This window comes from Allobosea sp. (assembly GCF_030694325.1).
Taxonomy (GTDB): Bacteria; Pseudomonadota; Alphaproteobacteria; order Rhizobiales; family Beijerinckiaceae; genus Allobosea.
In genome coordinates, this window is the sequence record NZ_JAUXYO010000147.1 from 14,192 (window position 1) to 34,577 (window position 20,386).

General features: G+C 67.3%; 16 protein-coding genes. 5 read left to right on the forward strand and 11 right to left on the reverse strand.

All coding sequences use genetic code 11. From position 1 onward, the window contains the following. Positions 1 to 147: 147 nt before the first annotated feature. From Q8M82_RS08880 to argE, 3 genes are all read right to left on the reverse strand, one after another. On the reverse strand, positions 148 to 1,749 hold the full coding sequence (locus Q8M82_RS08880; protein ID WP_305691002.1) for an ABC transporter substrate-binding protein: 1,602 nt from the start codon (positions 1,747 to 1,749) through the stop codon (positions 148 to 150). A gap of 155 nt (positions 1,750 to 1,904) precedes the next feature. After that, positions 1,905 to 2,852 carry a phosphatase PAP2 family protein gene (locus tag Q8M82_RS08885; protein ID WP_305691003.1) on the reverse strand — a complete coding sequence of 316 codons (948 nt, stop codon included), beginning with the start codon at positions 2,850 to 2,852 and terminating at the stop codon, positions 1,905 to 1,907. A 125-nt stretch (positions 2,853 to 2,977) separates the two neighbouring features. Beyond that, positions 2,978 to 4,123: an acetylornithine deacetylase gene (gene argE / locus Q8M82_RS08890; RefSeq protein ID WP_305691018.1), complete on the reverse strand. Its 1,146-nt coding sequence runs from the start codon at positions 4,121 to 4,123 to the stop codon at positions 2,978 to 2,980. A gap of 166 nt (positions 4,124 to 4,289) precedes the next feature. Between argE and Q8M82_RS08895 the strand changes: the two genes are divergently transcribed. The 4 genes from Q8M82_RS08895 (at position 4,290) to Q8M82_RS08910 (ending at position 8,157) form a co-directional block, all read left to right on the forward strand. Continuing rightward, the gene (locus Q8M82_RS08895; RefSeq protein ID WP_305691004.1) at positions 4,290 to 5,258 is read left to right on the forward strand and encodes a threonine ammonia-lyase; all 969 of its coding nucleotides are present in this window, start codon (positions 4,290 to 4,292) and stop codon (positions 5,256 to 5,258) included. Positions 5,259 to 5,402: 144 nt separating this feature from the next. Continuing rightward, positions 5,403 to 5,792 carry a cupin domain-containing protein gene (locus Q8M82_RS08900; protein WP_305691005.1) on the forward strand — a complete coding sequence of 130 codons (390 nt, stop codon included), beginning with the start codon at positions 5,403 to 5,405 and terminating at the stop codon, positions 5,790 to 5,792. A 71-nt stretch (positions 5,793 to 5,863) separates the two neighbouring features. Then, complete coding sequence (locus Q8M82_RS08905) at positions 5,864 to 7,036, forward strand: M20 aminoacylase family protein (protein WP_305691006.1); 1,173 nt, start codon at positions 5,864 to 5,866, stop codon at positions 7,034 to 7,036. 14 nt (positions 7,037 to 7,050) lie between these two features. After that, positions 7,051 to 8,157, forward strand: a complete 1,107-nt coding sequence (locus tag Q8M82_RS08910; protein ID WP_305691007.1) for an NAD(P)/FAD-dependent oxidoreductase — start codon at positions 7,051 to 7,053, stop codon at positions 8,155 to 8,157. A 122-nt stretch (positions 8,158 to 8,279) separates the two neighbouring features. Here Q8M82_RS08910 and eda read toward each other — a convergent pair whose 3' ends face one another. From eda to Q8M82_RS08950, 8 genes are all read right to left on the reverse strand, one after another. Beyond that, complete coding sequence (eda, locus tag Q8M82_RS08915; RefSeq protein ID WP_305691008.1) at positions 8,280 to 8,924, reverse strand: bifunctional 4-hydroxy-2-oxoglutarate aldolase/2-dehydro-3-deoxy-phosphogluconate aldolase; 645 nt, start codon at positions 8,922 to 8,924, stop codon at positions 8,280 to 8,282. 39 nt (positions 8,925 to 8,963) lie between these two features. Further along, complete coding sequence (locus tag Q8M82_RS08920) at positions 8,964 to 9,665, reverse strand: 6-phosphogluconolactonase (RefSeq protein WP_305691009.1); 702 nt, start codon at positions 9,663 to 9,665, stop codon at positions 8,964 to 8,966. Beyond that, positions 9,665 to 11,167, reverse strand: a complete 1,503-nt coding sequence (zwf, locus tag Q8M82_RS08925) for a glucose-6-phosphate dehydrogenase (protein WP_305691010.1) — start codon at positions 11,165 to 11,167, stop codon at positions 9,665 to 9,667. The genes Q8M82_RS08920 and zwf overlap by 1 nt, the downstream gene beginning before the upstream one ends. 124 nt (positions 11,168 to 11,291) lie before the next feature. Further along, the gene (locus Q8M82_RS08930; protein WP_305691011.1) at positions 11,292 to 12,044 is read right to left on the reverse strand and encodes an ABC transporter ATP-binding protein; all 753 of its coding nucleotides are present in this window, start codon (positions 12,042 to 12,044) and stop codon (positions 11,292 to 11,294) included. A gap of 157 nt (positions 12,045 to 12,201) precedes the next feature. Beyond that, complete coding sequence (locus Q8M82_RS08935; RefSeq protein ID WP_305691012.1) at positions 12,202 to 13,053, reverse strand: ABC transporter ATP-binding protein; 852 nt, start codon at positions 13,051 to 13,053, stop codon at positions 12,202 to 12,204. Positions 13,054 to 13,058: 5 nt separating this feature from the next. Then, the gene (nikC, locus tag Q8M82_RS08940; protein WP_371126283.1) at positions 13,059 to 13,973 is read right to left on the reverse strand and encodes a nickel transporter permease; all 915 of its coding nucleotides are present in this window, start codon (positions 13,971 to 13,973) and stop codon (positions 13,059 to 13,061) included. Continuing rightward, the gene (locus tag Q8M82_RS08945) at positions 13,957 to 15,021 is read right to left on the reverse strand and encodes an ABC transporter permease (protein ID WP_305691014.1); all 1,065 of its coding nucleotides are present in this window, start codon (positions 15,019 to 15,021) and stop codon (positions 13,957 to 13,959) included. Before Q8M82_RS08945 ends, nikC begins: the two co-directional genes overlap by 17 nt. A 112-nt stretch (positions 15,022 to 15,133) precedes the next feature. Next, entirely contained in the window at positions 15,134 to 16,630 is a 1,497-nt protein-coding gene (locus Q8M82_RS08950; protein WP_305691015.1) for an ABC transporter substrate-binding protein, read from the reverse strand. Between the two features lie 352 nt (positions 16,631 to 16,982). Here Q8M82_RS08950 and Q8M82_RS08955 point away from each other — a divergent pair, with 352 nt between their 5' ends. Beyond that, positions 16,983 to 20,384 carry a transglutaminase family protein gene (locus Q8M82_RS08955; RefSeq protein ID WP_305691016.1) on the forward strand — a complete coding sequence of 1,134 codons (3,402 nt, stop codon included), beginning with the start codon at positions 16,983 to 16,985 and terminating at the stop codon, positions 20,382 to 20,384. Positions 20,385 to 20,386: the final 2 nt, after the last annotated feature.

Below are 20,386 nucleotides of genomic sequence, written 5' to 3' on the forward strand. Positions count from 1 at the left end.
CCTTCGCGTCATCCCGGACGCAGCAAAGCGGAGCTCCGGGATCCATCATAGGGCGGGACGGTGCTCCATGATGGATCCCGGAGCTACGCCGCTTGCGCGGCTTGTCCGGGATGACGCCGAGGCACATGAGTCAGGACGACGAAGGGACTACGAGCCCTTGAAGCTCACCATCTTCAGCTTCGGGTTGTTGCCGACATCGACCGGGATATCGAGCGAGGTCTTCATCGCGTAGCTGAGCGACTGGTTGTGGATCGGCAGATAGATCGTCGCGTCCTTCAGCCGGGTCCAGAGCCTGGCGATGGTGGCGTCACGCTTGGGCAGGTCGACCTCCTTCGACAGAGACTCGATCATCGTGTCGATCTCGGCGTTCTTGAAGCCGGTCGCGTTCCAGGAGCCCTGCGAGCCCGTGCGCGAATGGTACATGTAGGAGAAGATATAGTCTGAATCATAGGTCGGGACGCCCCAGCCGACGAGGTAGAACTCTGTCTCCGGCGGGTTCTTCTGGATCAGGTTGAAGTGGATCGACTTCGACTGCGAGACCAGGTTCACCTTGACCCCAATCTGCGCGAACATGCCCACAGCCGCCTGGCAGATGCCCTCGTCGTTGACATAGCGGTCATTGGGGCAGTGCAGCGTGACCGAGAAACCGTTGGGATAGCCGGCTTCCGCCAGCAGAGCCTTGGCCTTGGCGTTGTCGACCGCCGGGAAGGAGTCCAGCTCCTTGGTCCAGCCATTGACGAAGGGAGGCATGATAACGCCCGTCGGCACCGACTCGCCGCGCATGACGACACGCTGGATCGCCGGTCGGTTGATCGCCATGTTGAGGGCCTGACGCACCTTCTTGTCGGCGAAGGGGTTCTTGCCCTGCACGTCGTCGCCCTTGAGATCGGCGGAGGCGACGTCCATCCCGAAGAAGATGGTGCGGTTCTCGGCGCCCGAGTTGACCCGCAGGTTCTGCTGGTTCTTCAGCCGCGCGATGTCCTGCACCGGCACGTCCTGGACGAAGTCGACCTCGCCGGAGAGCAGCGCCGCGACACGCGTCGCGTCCTGCTTGATCGGCACCAGCGTCAGCTCGGTGATCTCGAGCGGGACCTTGTCCTTGTTCCAGTAGGCGTCATTGCGCTTCATCACCGTCTTCACGTCGGCCTCGCGCGAGACGAGGATGAAGGGGCCGGTGCCGTTGGCGTTACGGACGGCGAAATTCTCTTCCTTGTTCTTGAAGTCCTGCGCCTTGGTGGCGTTGTTCTTCTCCGCCCAGGCCTTGCTCATGATGCGGATCGAGGAGGTGTTGTTGACCAGGAGCGGGTTCGGCCCCTTGGTCTTGATGCGCACCGTCTGGTCGTCGACCTTGCTGACCTTCTCGACCGAGGTGAGATAACCCTTGAAGTCGGAGGTCGGCTGCATGGCGCGCTCATAGGAGAACACCACGTCGTCGGCGGTGAAGGGCGAGCCGTCATGGAACTTGACTCCCGACACCAGCTTGAACTCCCAGGTCGTCGGGTCGTCGGGGAGGACCCGCCAGGACGACGCCAGCAGCGGCAGCAGCTTGCCGGTGTGGTCACGCTCGGTCAGGCTCTCATAGATGTGCTGGTTGAGCGAGGTGGTGGGCCCCTCGTTCTGCCCGTGGGGGTCGATCGTCAGGGCATCGCCCGCGGCGGCCCATTTCAGGGGTCGGGCCTCGGCGGCGCTCAGTGCCAGCAGCGAAACCCCGAGCAAAGCGGCCGCAAGGCCGAAGACACGCGCTTTCATCGAAAAACACCTCCCCAAGCAGGCACCGTCGGTGCCCGAAGCGAGAGATGTTAGGGGCAGCTTCTGCGCGAGTCACGGGGGACCTGCGCCCCCGACGCATGGCATTTCCGAGCAATCTGCCCAAACCGTGATCAGTCTCGGGCCGCTCTGTCGGGTCAGACGGCCGCGGCGGGTGCCAACTCCGGATCAGCCAAGGCGGCTCGGTGACGTTCGCGCGTCAGGAGCCATTCCGCCGCCGCCCAAGCCGCAACAGCCAGCGCGGCCCCGGCGATGACGTCGACGAGGTAATGGCTGCCCTCGATGGGGATCGCCACCAGCATCAGTCCGTTGAGACCGACCCCGAACCAGCGCCAGTAGGGCGCCGCCCAGAAGCCGAACATCAGCAGCACGGCCGAGACGGTGTGGAAGCTCGGGAAGGTCACCAGCCCCTGGGCGCCGTTCAGATCGACCAGTTTCATGCTGCCGTCGCGCAGCGCCTGGGCATGCTGGGCAAATTCGAGCGGAACGGCCAGGACGATGTTGGGATGGTCCGCCGGCGTGACGCCGAGATGGACCACGGGGCTCAGCGCGGGCAGCAGGGTCGCGACGGCCACGGTCACGATCGCCGCGAGCACATAGCTCAACAGAAACCGGTCGAGATGACGGAAGGCTCCGATCGCCGCGAGGACGATCGGCAGCAGCGCCGTCTGCGGCAGCATCGAGTGATAGGCGAGGACGAGAACCTGGTGAGCGGCCGGATGGGCGTCGAGCACGGAGAGCCAGAAGCGCCAGTCGAAGCCCAGGGCCACGTCCATCGCCTGGAACCAGTCGTCGCGCAGAGGCATGGCGAGGGATGTGCCGCTATAGGACAGCGATCCGACCATGAAGATCAGGAGGATCAGTTCGGCCATCGCGCGCGTCAAACGGGCGAGGCGCTCGTCGGGGCGACGCTGCGTGTAGAAGGCCGAGATCGCGAGGAGACTCGCGACGACGCCGAGAATCACGAGCAGGTCGCCGGCCTTCAGGCCCACTCCGGTGGTCGACCAGATGGCGAGGCTGAGCAGCGAGATCGCGCCGACGAGGGCCCACAGCGTCCGCGACGCCCTCCATCCGTCTCCCGCCATGCCGCTGCCCCCTCCCCGGTGGAGAAGCAGTGACACGACTCTCTAAAAACTCCGTTGCCCTGGCCAGCTGAAACCGGTTGGTTCCGATGGACGGATCAAATGGCCCGGAGCACTTGGGCTCGCTCTCAGCGCGAAAGCTCCGCGATCAGCTTCCGGACGAACTGCGTTCCCGCATCGAGCTGCGCCAGCGAAATGAACTCGTCGGGCTGATGGGCCTGCGCGATGTCGCCGGGGCCGCAGACCACGGTCGACCAGCCAGCGCGCTGGAACAGGCCACCCTCCGTGCCATAGGCGACGACGTGGCGGCCATTGTCACCGGTCAGCCGGCGGCAGAGTTCCTCGGCGACGCCGTTCTCCTCCGGCCCCATCGCCGGAGTGTCGGAAGTGACGACGAAGTCGATGCCGGTCTCGGGCGCGATCGCCTGCATCTGCTCCTCCAGCGCCACGACCTCGGCGCGGTAGCGCTGCTCGTAGCTCTCGAAGCTCTCGCCGGGAATGCAGCGGACCTCGTGGGTGAACATGCAATGCTCGGCGGTGATGTTGACCGCCGTCCCCCCATTCACGACGCCGACATGAAGCGTGGTATAGGGCGGCTCGAACCCGTTGCCCGGTGCGGTGCGGGCCTTGTTCTCGGCCATGGCCTGGTTGTGCCAGTCGATCAGCCGACCCGCGATCATCACGGCGGGCACGCCGACATCGACACGGCTGGAGTGGACGGCATGGCCGCGCACCGTCGTCCTCATCCGCATGCCGCCCTTGTGGCCGGTGACCACCTGCATCATCGAGGGCTCGCCGACGATGACCGCGGCGGGCTTCATTCCATCCTTCGTCATCGCCTCGATCATCACCCGCGCGCCCTGGCAGCCGACCTCCTCGTCGTAGGAGAGCGCGATGTGGATCGGCCGCTTCAGCGGCGCCGCCAGCATCTCCGGCACCAGCGCCAGCGCGATGGCGTCGAAACCCTTCATGTCGCAGGTGCCGCGGCCGAAAAGCTTGCCGTCCCGCTCGGTCAGCGTCCAGGGATCGGAACTCCAGTCCTGTCCGGCGACAGGCACGACGTCGGTGTGGCCGGAGAGCACGACACCGCCAGCGCCCTTGGGCCCGATCGTGGCATAGAGATTGGCCTTGTCGCCGTTGGCATTGAACGCCAGCGTGCTCTCGACGCCGAGACCCGCGAGATAATCGCGGCAGAAATGGATCAGATCGAGATTGCTGCGCTGGGATTCCGTGTTGAACGAAACCAGCCGGGCCAGCATCTCCTTGGGGGTCATCGTCACGCGTCTCTCCAAAATGCGGCGCGAGGCAGGTTTCGTGCCGAGCCAACCGATGGGCCGAGCCTGATATATGTCCTAAGCCTCCAGCATGCCGCTGCCAACGATCCGTTTCCGTCCATCGCCGCGCGCCCCTATAACGGCAGCCGTAGATGAGAGGCACCAAATGAATTTCGACGTCTCGCTCGCTGACATCCAGGCCGCCGCCGTGCGCATCGCCGGCAAGATCCGGCGCACGCCGACCTTTCATAGCGCCGGGCTATCGGCGCGGCTGGGCGTCGAGACGGTGGTCAAGGTCGAGAGCCTGCAGCTCGGCGGCTCCTTCAAGGTCCGCGGCTGCTTCAACAAGCTGATGGGGCTGAGCGAGCGCGAGCTCGCCCGCGGCGTCGTCACCGTATCCGGCGGCAATCATGCGATCGCGGTGGCGCTGGTCGCCAAGACGATGGGCTGCCGCGCACTGGTGCTGATGCCGCAGAATGCATCTGCCTTCAATGTCGAGATGGCGCGTTCGCTCGGGGCCGAGATCGAGCTCTGCGCGGATTCGATCGAGGCTTTCGCCAAGGCCGAAGACTACGCCGCCCAGGGCATGACCAACATCCATTCCTATGACGATCCGGCGATCATCGCCGGCCATGGCTCGCTCGGGCTCGAGATGAACAACGATGCCGGCGGGCGGCTCGATCATGTCTTCATCTCGATCGGCGGCGGCGGTTTCGCGGCCGGTGTCGGCGCGGCGATGAAGGGGCTCGACCCGGCCCTGCGCATCCATGGCGTCGAGACCGAAGGCGCGACCGCGATGACGCAGGCGCTGGCGGCCGGCCAGCCGGTGCCGATCCGCCCGACCTCGATCGCGCGCACGCTGGGCGCCCCCTTCGCGACGGAGCGAACGATGGCGGCCGCCCGGCAGTTCCTGGAGGACATCGTGATCGTGCCCGACGCCGAGGCCGTGCGCGAGATCGGCTGGGTGCTGCAGAACGGGCGCGTGCTGTTGGAGCCGGCCGCTTCCTGCGTGGTCGCCGCGGCGTTGGCGCGCAAGGAGATCTTCAAACCCGGCGAGCGCGTCGGGCTCGTGCTCTGCGGCTCGAATGTCGCGCTCGACGACATCGCCGCCTGGCGGACGCAGTTCGGTGTCTGAACCGGATGTGCCGCGGGCGCGCGGCAGGGTCGCAGTGCCCGTGCTTGACGCTGCCCCCCGTTCGGGCTTGTGGAATTCGGTGTCGCGCCCGACCGATGCGGCCGGGGCCGCAACGGCGGGCGCAAACGAAGCGGAGGCATGCCCATGACGATCCTCGACCACAAGACGCAGCCGCAGGACAAATGGCGCGATGGCGTCATGACCGAGATGCGGGTTTCCGCCATGGTCGAAAGCAAGCAGCTCTGCATCTTCGAGCAGTTCTGCGAGCCGGGCCTGGGCGCGCCGATGCATCTGCACGCGGTCGAGGAGGTGCTCGAGGTCATGGGCGGCACGGCCGAGATCTATCTGCGCGACAAGACGATGGTCGTCACCGCCAACCAGTCCGTCCTGGTGCCGGCCGGCGCCCGCCATGGCTTCAAGAACATCGGCACCGACACGCTGCATGTGCGCGCGACGCTGGCGGCCGCGATCTTCGAGGCGTCCTATGACGACCGCAACGAGCTGTCGCGCCGCTACGTGCCGGCCGACGCCTGAGCGGTTCTTTTCATTCCTCTCCTGACGTGATCCACCGCCGGTGGATCTCACCCGCGCTTTTCGAGGTCCCGATGCCCAAGACCGAACTGATTGCCGCCATCCACCCGGAGCTCACGGCCATCCGCCGCGACCTGCACCGGCACCCGGAGCTGATGTACGACGTGCACCGCACGGCCGGCGTCGTCGCGCAGAAGCTGACGGAATGGGGCGTCGACGAGGTCGTGGCCGGCATCGGCAAGACCGGCGTGGTCGGCGTCATCAAGGGCCGCGGCCAGGGTTCGGGCAAGGTCATCGCCATGCGCGCCGACATGGACGCGCTGCCGATCCATGAGGAGACCAACCTCGAGCATCGCTCGACCGTGCCGGGCAAGATGCATGCCTGCGGCCATGACGGCCACACCGCCATGCTGCTCGGTGCTGCCAAGTATCTCGCCGAGACGCGCGATTTCGATGGGACGGCGGTGGTGATCTTCCAGCCTGCGGAAGAAGGCGGCGCCGGCGCCAAGGCGATGATCGATGACGGGCTGATGACCCGCTTCGGCATCCAGGAGGTCTACGGCATGCACAACAAGCCGGGCCTCCCCGTCGGCCAGTTCGACGTGCGCAAGGGCCCGACCATGGCCGCCGCCGACCGCATCCACATCAAAATCGAGGGCAAGGGCGGCCATGCCGCGGCCCCCCACCGAGTCAACGATCCGATCGTCGCCGCCTGCCAGCTCGTGACCGCGCTGCAGACGATCTCCTCGCGCAATGCCGACCCGCTCGATTCGATCGTGGTCTCGGTCACCGCGATGAATGCGGGCGAGGCCTTCAACGTCATTCCGCAGACCGTCGAGCTCAAGGGCTCGGTGCGGACGCTGACGCCGCAGATGCGCGAGCTCGCCGAGAAGCGCATCAAGGAGGTGACCGCCGGCATCATGACGGCTTTCGGAATGAGCTTCGTCTGCGACTATCTCCACGGCTACCCGGTCACCTTCAACCATGCGGCGCAGGCCGAGTTCGTGGTCGGCACGATCGAGGCCGCCTTCGGCGAGGGCAAGGTCGACACCAGCGTACCGCCGACCATGGGCTCGGAGGACTTCTCCTACATGCTGGAGGAGCGTCCCGGCGCCTTCATCAATATCGGCAATGGTGAGTCGGCCGGCCTCCATCACCCGGCCTATGAATTCAACGACGAGGTCATCCCGGTCGGCGTGACCTACTGGGCGAACCTCGTCGAGACCGCGATGCCGGCCAAGGCCTGAAGGGCGCATCTCCCATGCACGACATCGATTGCCTGGTGATCGGGGCCGGCGTGGTCGGCCTCGCGACGGCCCGCGCCCTGGCGCTCTCCGGTCGCGAGGTCGTCATCGCTGAAGCCACCGATGGCATCGGCACCCAGACCTCGGCGCGCAACAGCGAGGTCATCCATGCGGGGATCTACTATCCGCCGGGCTCGCTGAAGGCGCAGGTCTGCGTCGAGGGGCGCAAGCGGCTCTATGCCTATCTCGGCGAGCGCGGCCTGCCCCACAAGGCCTGCGGCAAGCTGATCGTCGCCACCAGCGCGGCACAGAAGCCGGCGCTGGAGACGATCATGGCGCGCGCGCTGGCGTCCGGCGTCGACAGCCTGCGCTGGCTCGACACCGCCGAAGCGAAGGCGAGGGAGCCGGAGGTGCGCTGCGAAATCGCGCTGCTCTCGCCCGAGACGGGCGTTGTCGACAGCCACGCCTTCATGCTGTCGCTGCTCGGCGAATGCGAGGCGGCGGGCGGGTCGCTCGCGCTCAACACGCCGATTTCCGGCTGGCGCCGCGAGGCGGATGGCTTCAGCGTCGATTTCGGCGGCGCGGAGCCCGCGACCTATTCGGTGAAGACGATCGTCAATTCGGCCGGCCATGGCGCGCCGAAACTGCTCGGCGCGCTGGAGGGTTTCCCGGCCGAGCATGTGCCGGTGCAGCACTATGCCAAGGGCAATTACTTCGCGCTGCTGGGCAAGCAGCCCTTCTCGCATCTGGTCTATCCGGTGCCGGAAGCCGCGGGCCTGGGGATCCACGCCACGATCGACATGGGCGGGCGGGTCAAGTTCGGGCCCGACGTCGAATGGGTCCAGCACGACCAGGATCTCGTCGTCGATCCGCAGCGGGCCGAGAAGTTCTACGCTGCGATCCGGACCTATTGGCCGGCCCTGCCCGACGGCGCGCTCGTCGCCGACTATGCCGGCATCCGCCCTAAGCTGCATGATTCCACCCAGCCGATGCCCGATTTCCGTATCGACGGGCCGGCCGTCCATGGCGTGGACGGGCTGGTCAATCTGCTGGGGATCGAGAGCCCTGGGCTGACGAGTTCGCTGGCCATCGCGGAGATGGTTGTGGAGCGGCTGGGGGCATAGCGGACGTCATGCTCGGGCGAAGACCCGAGCATCTCAGGCCGATGAGGCCTCCGTGCCCGCGTTCCAGTCTGCGAGAGATTCTCGGGTCTGCGCTTTGCTCCGCCCGGGAATGACGCGAGCGGTCAGCCTCGCAACGCCTTGAACGCCGCGCTCGCCTCTTTCGCGAGCTGCGTCACCCGCGACCAGTCGCCGGAGGCGATGGCGTCGGCCGGCACCAGCCAGGAGCCGCCGACGCAGATGACCTGCGGCAAGGCGAGGTAGCTCGCGAGATTGTTCAGGCCGCCGCCGCCGGTCGGGCAGAAGCGCATCTGGGGGAATGGACCCGACAGCGCCTTCAGCGCAGGTGGCCCGCCCGCCGTCTCGGCCGGGAAGAACTTCGCGACGGTGCGGCCGGCGGCGACCGCGCGCATGCAGTCCGACGCCGTGGCGACACCCGGCAGCCAGGGCAGGCCCGCCGCCTTCAGCGCCTCGTCGACCGACTCGCTGAAGCCGGGGCTGACCACGGCTTTGGCGCCGGCATCCTTGACCTGCGCGACCTGCGCCGGCGTGACGACCGTGCCGGCGACCGGCAGCGCGCCCGGCACCGATCTGGCGATGGCTTCCAGCGCAGCCAGCCCGGCCGGGCGGCGCAGCGTGACCTCGACGACGTCGATGCCGCCGGCGACGAGGGCATGCGCCAGATCGATGGCGCGCGAGGCGTCCTCGATCACCACGACCGGAATCACGCCACAGGCTTCGAGGCGGGCAACCGCAGCGGTCTCGTCCATGGTCGGCGTCTTTCAATCGTTTGAACGGGTGCGGGCGGTCTACTCTTTCGCCCAGTAGACGTCGAGGCCCTGCGGGCGGTCCAGCAGCAGGTCGACCGGCAGCGGCGAGGCGCGATCCGGTGCGGCCTTCAGCACGGCCTCCTTCTCGCTGCCCGAGACCAGCAGGCTCGCCCAACCCGTACCGACGAGACGTGCAGGCGACAGGGAGAGACGCGGTGGCAGGCCTGGCGGCGTGGCGATGCAGACGCCGCTGTCGGGCTGCGCTCCGAAGCTCGCCTCCTCGCCGGGGAACAGCGAGGCGATGTGCCCGTCGGCGCCCATGCCGCTGACGACGAGATCCAGCGGCGGCAGGGTCGACAGTTCCGAGGCGAGCGCGACAGCCGCCACTTCAATGTCGCTGCCTCGGTCATGGAACGACAGGAAGCGGACCCGCCCCTCGCGCAGCGGTGCAAATTGCGCGCGCATCATGCGCTCGTTGGAAGCCGCGTCATCGGCGGCGACGAAACGCTCGTCTGTCGGCAGCAGCGTCACCCTCTCCCAGGCTAGGTCGCGGGTGCCGAGCGCTGCGAGAAAGCGCGCCGGCGTCGTGCCGCCGGGAACGGCGAGCGAAGCGCTACCCTGCGCCGCGAGCAGCGCGCGCAAGCGAATGGCAACGGCCTCCGCCAGCGCCTCCGAGGCATCGGCGAGTGTCGCGAAGCGGTGCCACGCGACGGGACCAAGGGGAGGAGGGCTCGGCTGCATCACTCGAAATCCGGATCGGCCCAAGAGCGGCCCTCGCGCTCGATCAGGCCGATCGCCTGCGACGGTCCCCAGGAACCGGCGGCGTAGCGGTGCGGATGGGGCGCATAGTCCTGCCAGCCGGCGATGATCGGATCGACCCAGCGCCAGGCCTGCTCGACCTCGTCGCGATGCATGAACAGCGTCTGGTCGCCGCGGATGACGTCGGTCAGCAGCCGCTCATAGGCATCGGGCGTGCGCTCGTCGAAGGCGGTGGAATAGCGCAGATCGAGCTGGCGCGGCACGATCTTGAGCCGGCCGGAGCCCGGCACCTTCATCATCAGCTGGAGCTGGACGCCGTCATTGGGCTGCAGGCGGATCAGCAGGCGGTTGGCATAGAGCCTGTCGCAGGAGCCGCCGCCAAAGATCGAATGCGGCACCGGCTTGAAGGTGACGACGATCTCCGAATAGCGCTGCGCCATGCGCTTGCCGGTGCGCAGGTAGATCGGGACGCCGGCCCAGCGCCAGTTGTCGAGTTCGCAACGGATGGCGACGAAGGTCTCGGTGTTGCTGAGGTGGCCGAGTTCGTCGGCATAGGCACGCACGCGCTGGCCGTCGATCTGGCCGGTGCCGTACTGGCCGCGCACCGTGTAGCGCTCGACATCGGGCCCGACGATAGGGCGCAGCGCCTTCAGCACCTTGATCTTCTCGTCGCGAACGGCGCCGGCCTCGAGCATGTTCGGAGGCTCGATGGCGAAGAGGGTCAGCAACTGCATGAGATGGTTCTGGACCATGTCACGCATCTGCCCGGCCTTGTCGTAATAGCCGGCGCGGGCTTCCAGGCCGACCGTCTCCGCGACCGTGATCTGGACATGGTCGATGTCGCGGCCGGTCCAGGAGCGCTCGAACAGCGTGTTGGCGAAGCGCAGCACCAGCAGGTTCTGGACCGTCTCCTTGCCCAGATAATGATCGATCCGGTAGGTGCGGTCCTCCGGCAGGATGCGGGCGACGGCGTCGTTGATCTCGCGCGCGGAGGCGAGATCGCGCCCCAGCGGCTTCTCGAGGATGACGCGCGAGGTCGGCGTCAGGATATCGGCGGCGGCGAGGTTCTCGCAGATCGGGATGAAGAGGTCGGGCGGCGTCGAGAGGTAGAACGAGCGGACGCGGCCGTCGTCGCCGAGCGCCATCTTCAGCGCCTTGTAGGTCTCGGGCTTCACCGCATCGAGCAGCACGATGGTCAGGCGCTGCTGGAAGGCGTGGATATGATCGGGCGAGAGCCCCTCCTCCTTCAGCCGCTTCGCGATCTGTTTCGGCAGCCCCTCGACATCCTCCTGCTTGCGAACGATGCAGAGGATGCGGCTCTCACCGGGCAGGACGCCTTCGCGGCTACGCTGGGCGAGCGCCGGAAAGAGCTTGCGCATGGCGAGATCGCCGCCCGCGCCGAAGATCACGAGGTCGAAGGCGGGCACCGGCGTGCGCTCGGGAATGGTTTCGGGCCGCAGGATGCGGCCGGCAAGATCGTCCATCGTTCAGTCGTCTCCGTGCCCGTCCGCGAATCCGGCGCGGCGTCCGACTGGACGGTGGGCGTGCGACGAGAATGAGACCAAGCGCCGCGATTGCCAAACGCTGAGATCGCAGGGCCGACGGCCGTCAGCCGCGGCGGAAGCCCTCGCTCGCGGTCAAGAGCTGCCGGGCATAGTCGGTCTGCGGGCTGCGGGCGGCCAGGGTTTGAGCCGTCATCTCCTCGACGCCGCGGCCGAACTGCATGACCAGCAGCCGCTCGCACATATGGCCGACGACGGCGAGATCGTGGCTGACGAGGATGTAGGTCAGCTTGCGCTCGTGGCGCAGCGCCTGCAGCAGGTTCAGCACCTCGGCCTGGATCGAGACGTCCAGCGCCGAGTTCGGCTCGTCGAGCAGCAGGATCGAGGGCTCAAGCACGAGCGCACGCGCGATGGCGACGCGCTGGCGCTGGCCGCCGGAGAGCTGGTGCGGATAGCGGAAGCGGAAGGAGGAGGGCAGCCCGACCTCCCCCATCGCCCGCCCGATCCGCCTCTCGGCATCGCTGATGCCGTGGATGGCGAGCGGCTCGGCCAGCGTATCGTCGACCGTTTTCTTGGGATGGAGCGAGCCATAGGGGTCCTGGAAGACCATCTGCACGGCGCGGTAGAAGGCCTTGTCGCGGATCTTCGGCTGGGTCCGTCCGGCGATCTCGACGGTGCCGCTCCAGTCCCGGTTCAGCCCCGAGAGCACGCGCAGCACGGTCGACTTGCCCGAGCCCGACTCGCCGACGATGCCGTAGCTCTCGCCGGAGGCGACTGAGAAGGACAGGTCCTTCACGACATGCGAGTCGCCGAAGGAGACGTTGAGGTTTTCGACGCGGATGGCGGGTCGAGTGGTCATGCGGGCAACTCGCTGTCTTTCCGGGGCGCTGCGCAGCAGCGAACCCGGAAGCCATGACTGGGCGCACCATCCGGACTGCATGCAGGTTCAACCCGGCCGTGGGTTCCGGGTTCTTCGCGATGCGAAGCCCCGGAATGACAGAGGCGAGCGAAGCCCATCATGCCAGCCATGCCGGGTCGCGGGTGAGCGTGGCGAGTTCGGCCTTGGGATGGTCGAGGTCCGGCAGGCAGCCGAGCAGGCCGAGCGTGTAGGGGTGACGCCGGGCGCGGGCGGATTCGTCGGCGAGTTCGGCCGCCGGCAGCGTTTCCATGGCCTTGCCGCCATACATGACGATGACGCGGTCGCAGAAGGACTGCACCAGATGCAGGTCGTGGCTGATGAAGATCAGCCCCATGCCGCGCTGGGTGACGAGATCGTCGAGGATCTTCAGGATCTGCAGCTGGACGGTGACGTCCAGCGCCGAAGTCGGCTCGTCGGCGATCAGGATATCAGGCTCGGCGATCAGCATCATCGCGATCATGACGCGCTGGCCCATGCCGCCCGAGACCTCGTGCGGATAGAGTTCGTAGACGCGCGCCGGCTCGCGAATCTGTACCTGCTCCAACATGGCGAGCGAGCGGTCCTTCGCCTCGCGGGCGCTGGCCTTGTGATGGACGCGATAGGCTTCGGCGATCTGGTCGCCGACGGTACGGACCGGGTTGAGCGAGAATTTCGGGTCCTGCATCACCATCGAGATACGGCGGCCGCGCAGCTTGCGGCGCTCGCGCTTGTCCATGGTGAGGAGATCCCGCCCGCGGAAGACCATGCGGTCGGCCGTGACGATTCCGGACGGCGGGATCAGGTCGAGGATGGCGCGACCGGTCATCGACTTGCCGGATCCGGATTCGCCGACGATGCCGAGCCGCTCGCGGCCGAGCGTGAAGGTCAGGCCGCGCACGGCGTGGACGATGCCGGTCGGCGGGTGGAAATCGACGCGCAGATTGTCGAGTTCGAGGAGGGGCTGGTCCATCTCGCTCACCTTGCATCCATGACGTCGCGCAGGCCGTCGCCGAGCAGGTTAAAGCCGAGCGCGACGATGCAGATGGCGATGCCGGGGAAGGTCGCGACCCACCACTGGTCGAAGATTTGCTCGCGGCCGGCCGAGATCATCGCGCCCCATTCGGGGATCGGCGGCTGGGCTCCGAGCCCGAGGAAGCCGAGGCCGGCGGCGATGAGGATGACGCCGGCCATGTCGAGCGTGGTCCGCACGATCAGCGAGGGCAGGCACATCGGCACGACATGCTTCCAGACGATGCGCCATTGCGAGGCGCCCTGCAGGCGGATCGCGGCGATGTAGTCCTGCTGGCGGATGATCAGCGTCTCGGCGCGGGCAACGCGGGCGTAAGGCGGCCAGGCGGTGATCGCGATGGCGATGACCGCGTTCTCCAGCCCCGGGCCGAGCGCCGCGACGAAGGCGAGCGCCAGCACGAGCCGTGGAAAGGCCAGGAAAACGTCCGTCATGCGCATCAGCGCCCGGTCGACCCAGCCGCCGAGATAGCCCGAGGCCGCGCCGATCAGCAGGCCGATCGGCCCGACGGAGACGACCACGAGCAGCACGATCACCAGCGTGACGCGGGTGCCGTAGATGATGCGGCTGAAGATGTCGCGGCCCAGCGAATCCGTGCCGAAGAAATTGGTGCCCGAAGGCGGGAGCAGGCGGCGGTCCAGGTTCTGCGCCAGCGGGTCGGCCGTGGCGATCAGCGGCGCGAAGGCCGCGACCAGCAGCAGCGCGATGATGATGCAAAGCCCGACCATGGCGAGCGGATTGCGCCGGAAGGCGAGCCATTTCCGGTAGATCTGCCCGAGCCGCGCCTGGCGGCGGGAGGACGGGGAATCGGTGAGGAGATAGTCGGTCCAGGTGGTCATACCGGCCTCAGCGCGTACGCGGATCGACCAGCCGGCCGAGAATGTCGGATAGCAGGTTGACGCCGATGAAGACCGCGCCGATCACCAGCGTGCCGCCCAGCACCGCGTTCATGTCGGCGTTGAGGAGCGAGTTGGTGAGGTAGCGGCCGAGGCCTGGCCAGGCGAAGATCGTCTCGGTCAGCACCGAGCCTTCGAGCAGGTGCATGTAGGAGACGGCGATCACCGTCACCAGCGGCACGAAGGCGTTGTGCATGGCATGGCGCCAGACCACGCGGAACTCCGACAGCCCCTTCACCCGCGCGGCGCTGACATATTGCTGCTGCAGCTCGGTGATCATGAAACTGCGGGTCATGCGGCTGATATAGGCGACGCTGAGGACGCCTAGGACGGATGCGGGCAGGACGAGATGGGACCAGGCGTCGCGCACCGCCTCCCAGTCGCCCTCGAGCGCGGCGTCGATCATCAGGATGCCGGTGACCGGCGTGATCAGGTCCTGAAAGGCGACGCCCGCGCGACCGGGCCCGCCGACCCAGCCGAGCTTGGCGTAGAACAAAAGCAGCCCCATCAGGCCGAGCCAGAAGACGGGGATGGAATAGCCGAACAGACCGATGATGCGGGCGACCTGGTCGGGCCAGCGGCCCTGATAGACCGCCGCGACGACGCCGAGCGGGATGCCGAGCAGGCAGCCGATCAGCGTGCCGAGCGTCGCCAGTTCCAGCGTCGCCGGAAAGACGCGCTTGATGTCGTCGACGACGGTGTTCGAGGTCAGCACCGAGCGGCCGAGATCGCCGGTGAAGACCTTGCCGACATAGATCGCGAACTGCTGCCAGAGCGGCTTGTCGAGGCCGAGCTCGATGCGCGCGGCCTCGTAGGTCTCGGGCCGGGCATTGTCGCCGACGACCGCGAGTACCGGGTCGATCGGGATGACGCGGGCGATGAAGAAGGTGATCAGCAGCAGGCCGAAGATGGTGATCGCCACGGTGACGAGTTCGCGCGAGGCGATCCTCGCCCAGCGTCCTGCCGTTTCGCCCCATGAACGCCTGCGAACAGGGCTTTCCACCACGCTCGTCATGCCAGCTTCATTCCATTTTCTTGGCTACGCGGACCGGCCTTGCCGGGCCACCCGGAAGCAAAAACCCCGCCGCGGCCAGGATCGGCCGAGGCGGGGTTCGTTGTCGCGAAACTCAGTTCTTCGAGATCGGCGCGTAGAAATTGGTGTCCGAACTCGGCCCGATGACCCAGCCCTTGACGCCCTTGCGATCGGCCGACACCTCGACCTGCTGGAACATGATGACGAAGGGCGAAACCTTCTGGTGCTCGCGCTGCAGGGTCCCATAGACGGCGGCGCGCTTGGCGGCCTCCGTCTCCAGCACGTTGGCCTGCGTGGTCTTGGTCATCTCGGGGATGTCCCAGGCGTTGCGCCAGGCCAGCGTCTTCGACTTCGCATCCTCGCCATTGTTCTCGTTGATGGCGAAGGTCTCTGCATTGGTGTGCGGGTCGAGATAGTCCGGGCCCCACTGGCCGATATAGATGTCGTGCGTGCGGGCGCGGTACTTGGTCAGGGTCTGCTTGCCGTCGCCCGGGATCAGCTCGAGCTTGATGCCGGCCTGACCCCAGTTGGCCTGGATGGCCTGGGCGATATCGGTGATCGGGCTGACCGAGCGGACGTCCATGGTGACGGTGAAGCCGTTGGGCAGCCCGGCCTTAGCGAGCAGTTCCTTGGCCTTGGTGGGGTTGTAGGAATAGGGCTTGTCGTCGATCGCGCCGAGGAAGCCCTTGGGCAGGAAGGACTGGTGCGCCTTGTAGGTGCCCTCGACGATGTTGCGCTCGATCGAGGCGTAATCGACGAGGTACTTCAGCGCCTCGCGCACCTCCGGCTTGGCGAAGTTCGGGTTCTTCGTGTTGAGGCCGAGATAGAGAATGTAGCCCTTGTCGCCCTGGACGAGCTCGACGTCCTTGTTGGTCTTCACCGCGGCGAGCTGGTCCTTCGAGAGGTTCCGGGCGATGTCGATGTCGCCCTTCTCGAGCAGCAGGCGCTGCGAGGCCGGCTCGGCGACATGGCGCACGACGATGCGCTTGTTCTTCGGCGCGCCCTTGTACCAGGCCTCGTTGGCGTCGAGCGTGTACTGCTCGTTGGGACGGTAGGCGCGGACCTTGTAGGCGCCCGAGCCGGCCGAATTCTGCTTCAGCCAGCCATTGCCCCAGTCGCCGTCCTTCTCATTGGCCTTGACCAGCTTGCTGTCGACGATCGAGGCGACCCCCGAGGTCAGGCAGTTGAGAAAGAAGGTCGGCGCGAAGGGCTTGGAGACGGTGATGACGATGGTGGAATCGTCGCTCGCCTTCACCTTCTCGGTGACGTTGTCCTTGGTGAAACCGAACTGGGCCAGGATGAAGCCGGGCGACTTGTTCAGCGTCACGGCGCGTTGAAAGGAATAGACCACGTCGGCCGCCGTCAGCGGGTTGCCGGAGTGGAACTTCACGCCGGGGCGCAGCTTGAAGGTGTAGGTCAGGTTGTCGGGCGTGACGCTCCAGCTCTGGGCGAGTTCGGGAACGAGTTCGTTGTTCTTGGCGAGGTCGACGCCCATCAGCTTGTCGTAGAGGTTGGTGACGACCTCGACGCCGGAGAATTCGAAGGCCTCGGCCGGATCGAGCGAGATGATGTCGTCGATCTGCTTGGCCATGACCACCGTGTCCTTCGGGGTCTGGGCCAGGGCCACGGTGGTCTGGGCGGTCGTCGCCAGCAAGGCCGTGAAGGCCGACGCCACCATCAATTTCGCAACGTGACGCATCGCATTCCCCATCGGTTCGGATTGTCGGCCGCCATGCGGCCATTGGCGTGAATGTGGAACCAGTCGGCGGCTTCTGTCCAGCAGGACGAGGCCCATGTCCAGATGTTGCTGCACAGTTCTTGTGCATCGGCCTGGCGAGGATCGGGCAATGCGTTGCGAGTTGCGGCTTTGCGCGCCCTCCCCGCCTCGCTAACGTGAGCACGCTCCGGCGCTCGCCGGCCCATGAGAAGCAGGTGCCCAGCCCTTGGCCATCATCGCCGCGCTCCACCACGTCACGCATTACCGCTATGACCGGCCGGTCACGCTCGGCCCCCAGATCATCCGCCTGCGGCCAGCGCCGCATTGCCGGGCGGCGATCAACAGCTATTCGCTGAAGGTCACCCCGGCCGAGCATTTCGTGAACTGGCAGCAGGATCCCAGCGGCAACTGGCTGGCGCGCTATGTCTTCCCGGAGCCGGTGCGCGAGTTCCGCATCGAGGTCGATCTCGTCACCGAGCTGTCGATCATCAATCCCTTCGACTTCTTCGTCGAGACCGATGCCGAGATCTTCCCTTTCGCCTATCCGGAGGAGCTGAGGGCCGAACTCGCGCCCTATCTGGTGACGGAGCCGGCCGGGCCGCTGCTCACCGACTTCCTCGCGACGGTGGCGCGCGAGCCCACCAACACCGTCAACTTCGTCGTCGACCTCAACGCGCGCCTGGCCGGCACCATCGCCTACGGCATCCGCATGGAGCCGGGCGTGCAGGAGCCGGAGCACACGCTCGGCATCAAATCCGGCTCCTGCCGGGACACGAGCTGGCTGCTGGTGCAGATCCTGCGGCATCTCGGGCTCGCGGCCCGCTTCGTCTCCGGCTACCTGATCCAGATGAAGGCCGACATCGACCCGCTCGAGGGGCCGCGCGGCACGGACAAGGACTTCACCGACCTCCACGCCTGGGCCGAGGTCTATATCCCCGGTGCCGGCTGGATCGGGCTCGATCCGACGTCGGGCCTGCTCACCGGCGAGGGCCATCTGCCACTGGCGGCGACGCCGCACTACCGCTCGGCCGCCCCCGTCTCGGGCCTGGCGAGCTATGCCGAGACGAGTTTCGACTTCGAGATGAGCGTGGCGCGCGTGCATGAGGTGCCGCGGATCACCCTGCCGTTCTCGGACGAGTCCTGGCAGCAGCTCGACGCGCTCGGCGAGCAGGTCGAGGCCGATCTCCGGGCCGGCGATGTGCGGCTAACCATGGGCGGCGAGCCGACCTTCGTCTCGGTCGATGACCAGACCGGGGAGGAATGGAACATCGCCGCCGTCGGGCCGACCAAGCGACAGCGGGCCGACGTGCTGATCCGGCGCCTGCGCGAGCGCTTCGCGCCCGGCGGCATGCTGCATTACGGCCAGGGCAAATGGTATCCCGGCGAGAGCCTGCCGCGCTGGGCCTTCGCGCTCTACTGGCGCGCCGATGGCGAGCCGATCTGGCGCGACGCGTCACTCATCGCTCGCGAACCGGGCGCGCCGACGGGGAGCGACCGCGAACTCGAAGCCGGCGCGACCATGGCCGATGCGGAAGCGCTGGCGGAGGGATTGTCCGACCGCCTCGGACTCGGCGCCGACCATGTCGTGCCGGCCTATGAGGACACCGGATACTGGCTGCTGAAGGAGGCGCAGCTTCCCGACAATGTCGATCCGCTCGACCCGCGACTCGCCGATCCGGAGGAGCGGGCGCGGATGCAGCAGGTCTTCCAGCTGGGCCTGGGCAAGCCGCGCGGCTACGTCATCCCGGTACAGCGTTGGCAAGCTCAAGCCGGCGACAAGCGCTGGCGCTCGGAGAAATGGAAGCTGCGGCGCGGCAAGCTCTTCCTGGTGCCGGGCGATTCGCCTGTCGGCTACCGCCTGCCGCTCGGCTCGCTGCCCGTGGTGCCGAAGGCCGAGTATCCCCATATCCATCCGCAGGACCCGATGGAGGCGCGCCCGCCGCTGCCGCGCGCCGCCGGCGGCTTTAGCCCCGCCGCCGACCCGCCGATCCAGGTGGAGGCGCCCTCGCCCCCGCAGGCTTCCCCCCACCAGATGTCGCGCTCGGTCGAATCCGGCGGCGCCCCCGCGCAGGACCGGACCGAGCAGGAGATCGGTGGTGAGCATGTGCGCACCGCGATCAGCCTCGAGATCCGCGACAATGTCCTGTGCGTCTTCCTGCCGCCGGTGGAGCGGCTGGAGGACTATCTGGATCTCGTCGCCAGCGTCGAGGCGGTGGCGCGCGAGCGCAACCAGCCCGTCCATATCGAGGGCTATGCACCGCCGCACGATCCGCGGCTGAACGTCGTCAAGGTCACGCCCGACCCCGGCGTCATCGAGGTCAACATCCACCCCGCGCGCAACTGGCGCGAGGCCGTCGAGATCACCCGCGGCGTCTATGAGGAGGCGCGGCAGTCGCGACTCTGCGCCGAGAAGTTCATGGTCGACGGGCGCCACACCGGCACCGGCGGCGGCAACCATGTCGTGCTCGGCGGCGTCACCCCACCCGACTCGCCGTTCCTGCGCCGGCCGGACCTGCTGAAGAGCCTCGTGCTCTACTGGAACCGCCACCCCTCGCTGTCCTACCTGTTCTCGGGCCTGTTCATCGGCCCGACGAGCCAGGCGCCGCGGGCCGACGAAGCGCGTCACGAAGCGGTGTACGAACTCGAAATCGCGATGCGCGAACTGCGCCGCCAGCAGCCGGGCACTGACACCCCGGTCGCACCGTGGCTCGTCGATCGCGTGTTCCGCAACCTGCTGATCGACGTCACCGGCAACACGCACCGCGCCGAGTTCTGCATCGACAAGCTCTACGCGCCCGAAGGCGCGACGGGCCGCCTCGGTCTGCTCGAGCTGCGCGCGTTCGAAATGCCGCCGCATGCGCGAATGAGCCTCGCGCAGCAGCTGCTGATGCGCGCGCTCGTCGCGCGCTTCTGGCAGCGGCCCTACCAGCCGGCACGGCTCAAGCGCTGGGGCACCGAGCTGCACGACCGTTTCATGCTGCCGCATTTCGTGTGGGACGATTTCCGCGACGTGCTCGCTGAGCTCGCCGACGCCGGCTATGCGCTCGATCCGGCGTGGTTCGCGCCGCATCTCGAGTTCCGCTTCCCGAAGCTCGGTGAATTCGCCACGCACAACGTCGACGTCGAACTGCGCGCGGCGCTCGAACCCTGGCACGTGCTCGGCGAAGAGAACACCGGCGGCGGTACCGCGCGCTATGTCGACTCCTCACTCGAACGGCTGCAGGTGCGCGTGCGCGGCCTGGTCGAGGATCGGCATGTCGTGACCTGCAACGGTGAAGCACTGCCGCTGCACCCGACGGGCACCAACGGCGAGTTCGTCGCGGGTCTGCGTTACCGCGCGTGGCAGCCGCCGAGCTGCCTGCAGCCGACGATCGGCGTGCACACGCCGCTGACCTTCGATCTCGTCGACACCTGGCAGCACCGCTCGCTCGGCGGTTGCCAGTATCACGTGGTGCATCCGGGCGGCCGCAGCTACGACGACTTCCCCGTCAACGCCTTCGCGGCCGAAGCGCGGCGCCTCGCGCGCTTCTTCCGCTTCGGCCACACTCCCGGCGAAGTGCGCGTCGCGCCGGCGCAGCTGTCCCCGCACTACCCGTTCACGCTGGACTTGCGGCGCGGCGGCGGCTAAGT

Excerpts from the sequence above, each read along its gene's own strand:
- argE (WP_305691018.1), bottom strand. The coding sequence starts at position 4,123 with ATGACCCCCAAGGAGATGCTGGCCCGGCTGGTTTCGTTCAACACGGAA.
- Q8M82_RS08930 (WP_305691011.1), bottom strand. The coding sequence starts at position 12,044 with ATGACCACTCGACCCGCCATCCGCGTCGAAAACCTCAACGTCTCCTTC.
- Q8M82_RS08895 (WP_305691004.1), top strand. The coding sequence starts at position 4,290 with ATGAATTTCGACGTCTCGCTCGCTGACATCCAGGCCGCCGCCGTGCGC.
- Q8M82_RS08880 (WP_305691002.1), bottom strand. The coding sequence starts at position 1,749 with ATGAAAGCGCGTGTCTTCGGCCTTGCGGCCGCTTTGCTCGGGGTTTCG.
- Q8M82_RS08900 (WP_305691005.1), top strand. The coding sequence starts at position 5,403 with ATGACGATCCTCGACCACAAGACGCAGCCGCAGGACAAATGGCGCGAT.
- Q8M82_RS08935 (WP_305691012.1), bottom strand. The coding sequence starts at position 13,053 with ATGGACCAGCCCCTCCTCGAACTCGACAATCTGCGCGTCGATTTCCAC.
- Q8M82_RS08910 (WP_305691007.1), top strand. The coding sequence starts at position 7,051 with ATGCACGACATCGATTGCCTGGTGATCGGGGCCGGCGTGGTCGGCCTC.
- Q8M82_RS08885 (WP_305691003.1), bottom strand. The coding sequence starts at position 2,852 with ATGGCGGGAGACGGATGGAGGGCGTCGCGGACGCTGTGGGCCCTCGTC.
- Q8M82_RS08920 (WP_305691009.1), bottom strand. The coding sequence starts at position 9,665 with ATGCAGCCGAGCCCTCCTCCCCTTGGTCCCGTCGCGTGGCACCGCTTC.
- Q8M82_RS08905 (WP_305691006.1), top strand. The coding sequence starts at position 5,864 with ATGCCCAAGACCGAACTGATTGCCGCCATCCACCCGGAGCTCACGGCC.
- Q8M82_RS08950 (WP_305691015.1), bottom strand. The coding sequence starts at position 16,630 with ATGGCCAAGCAGATCGACGACATCATCTCGCTCGATCCGGCCGAGGCC.
- eda (WP_305691008.1), bottom strand. The coding sequence starts at position 8,924 with ATGGACGAGACCGCTGCGGTTGCCCGCCTCGAAGCCTGTGGCGTGATT.
- zwf (WP_305691010.1), bottom strand. The coding sequence starts at position 11,167 with ATGGACGATCTTGCCGGCCGCATCCTGCGGCCCGAAACCATTCCCGAG.
- Q8M82_RS08945 (WP_305691014.1), bottom strand. The coding sequence starts at position 15,021 with ATGACGAGCGTGGTGGAAAGCCCTGTTCGCAGGCGTTCATGGGGCGAA.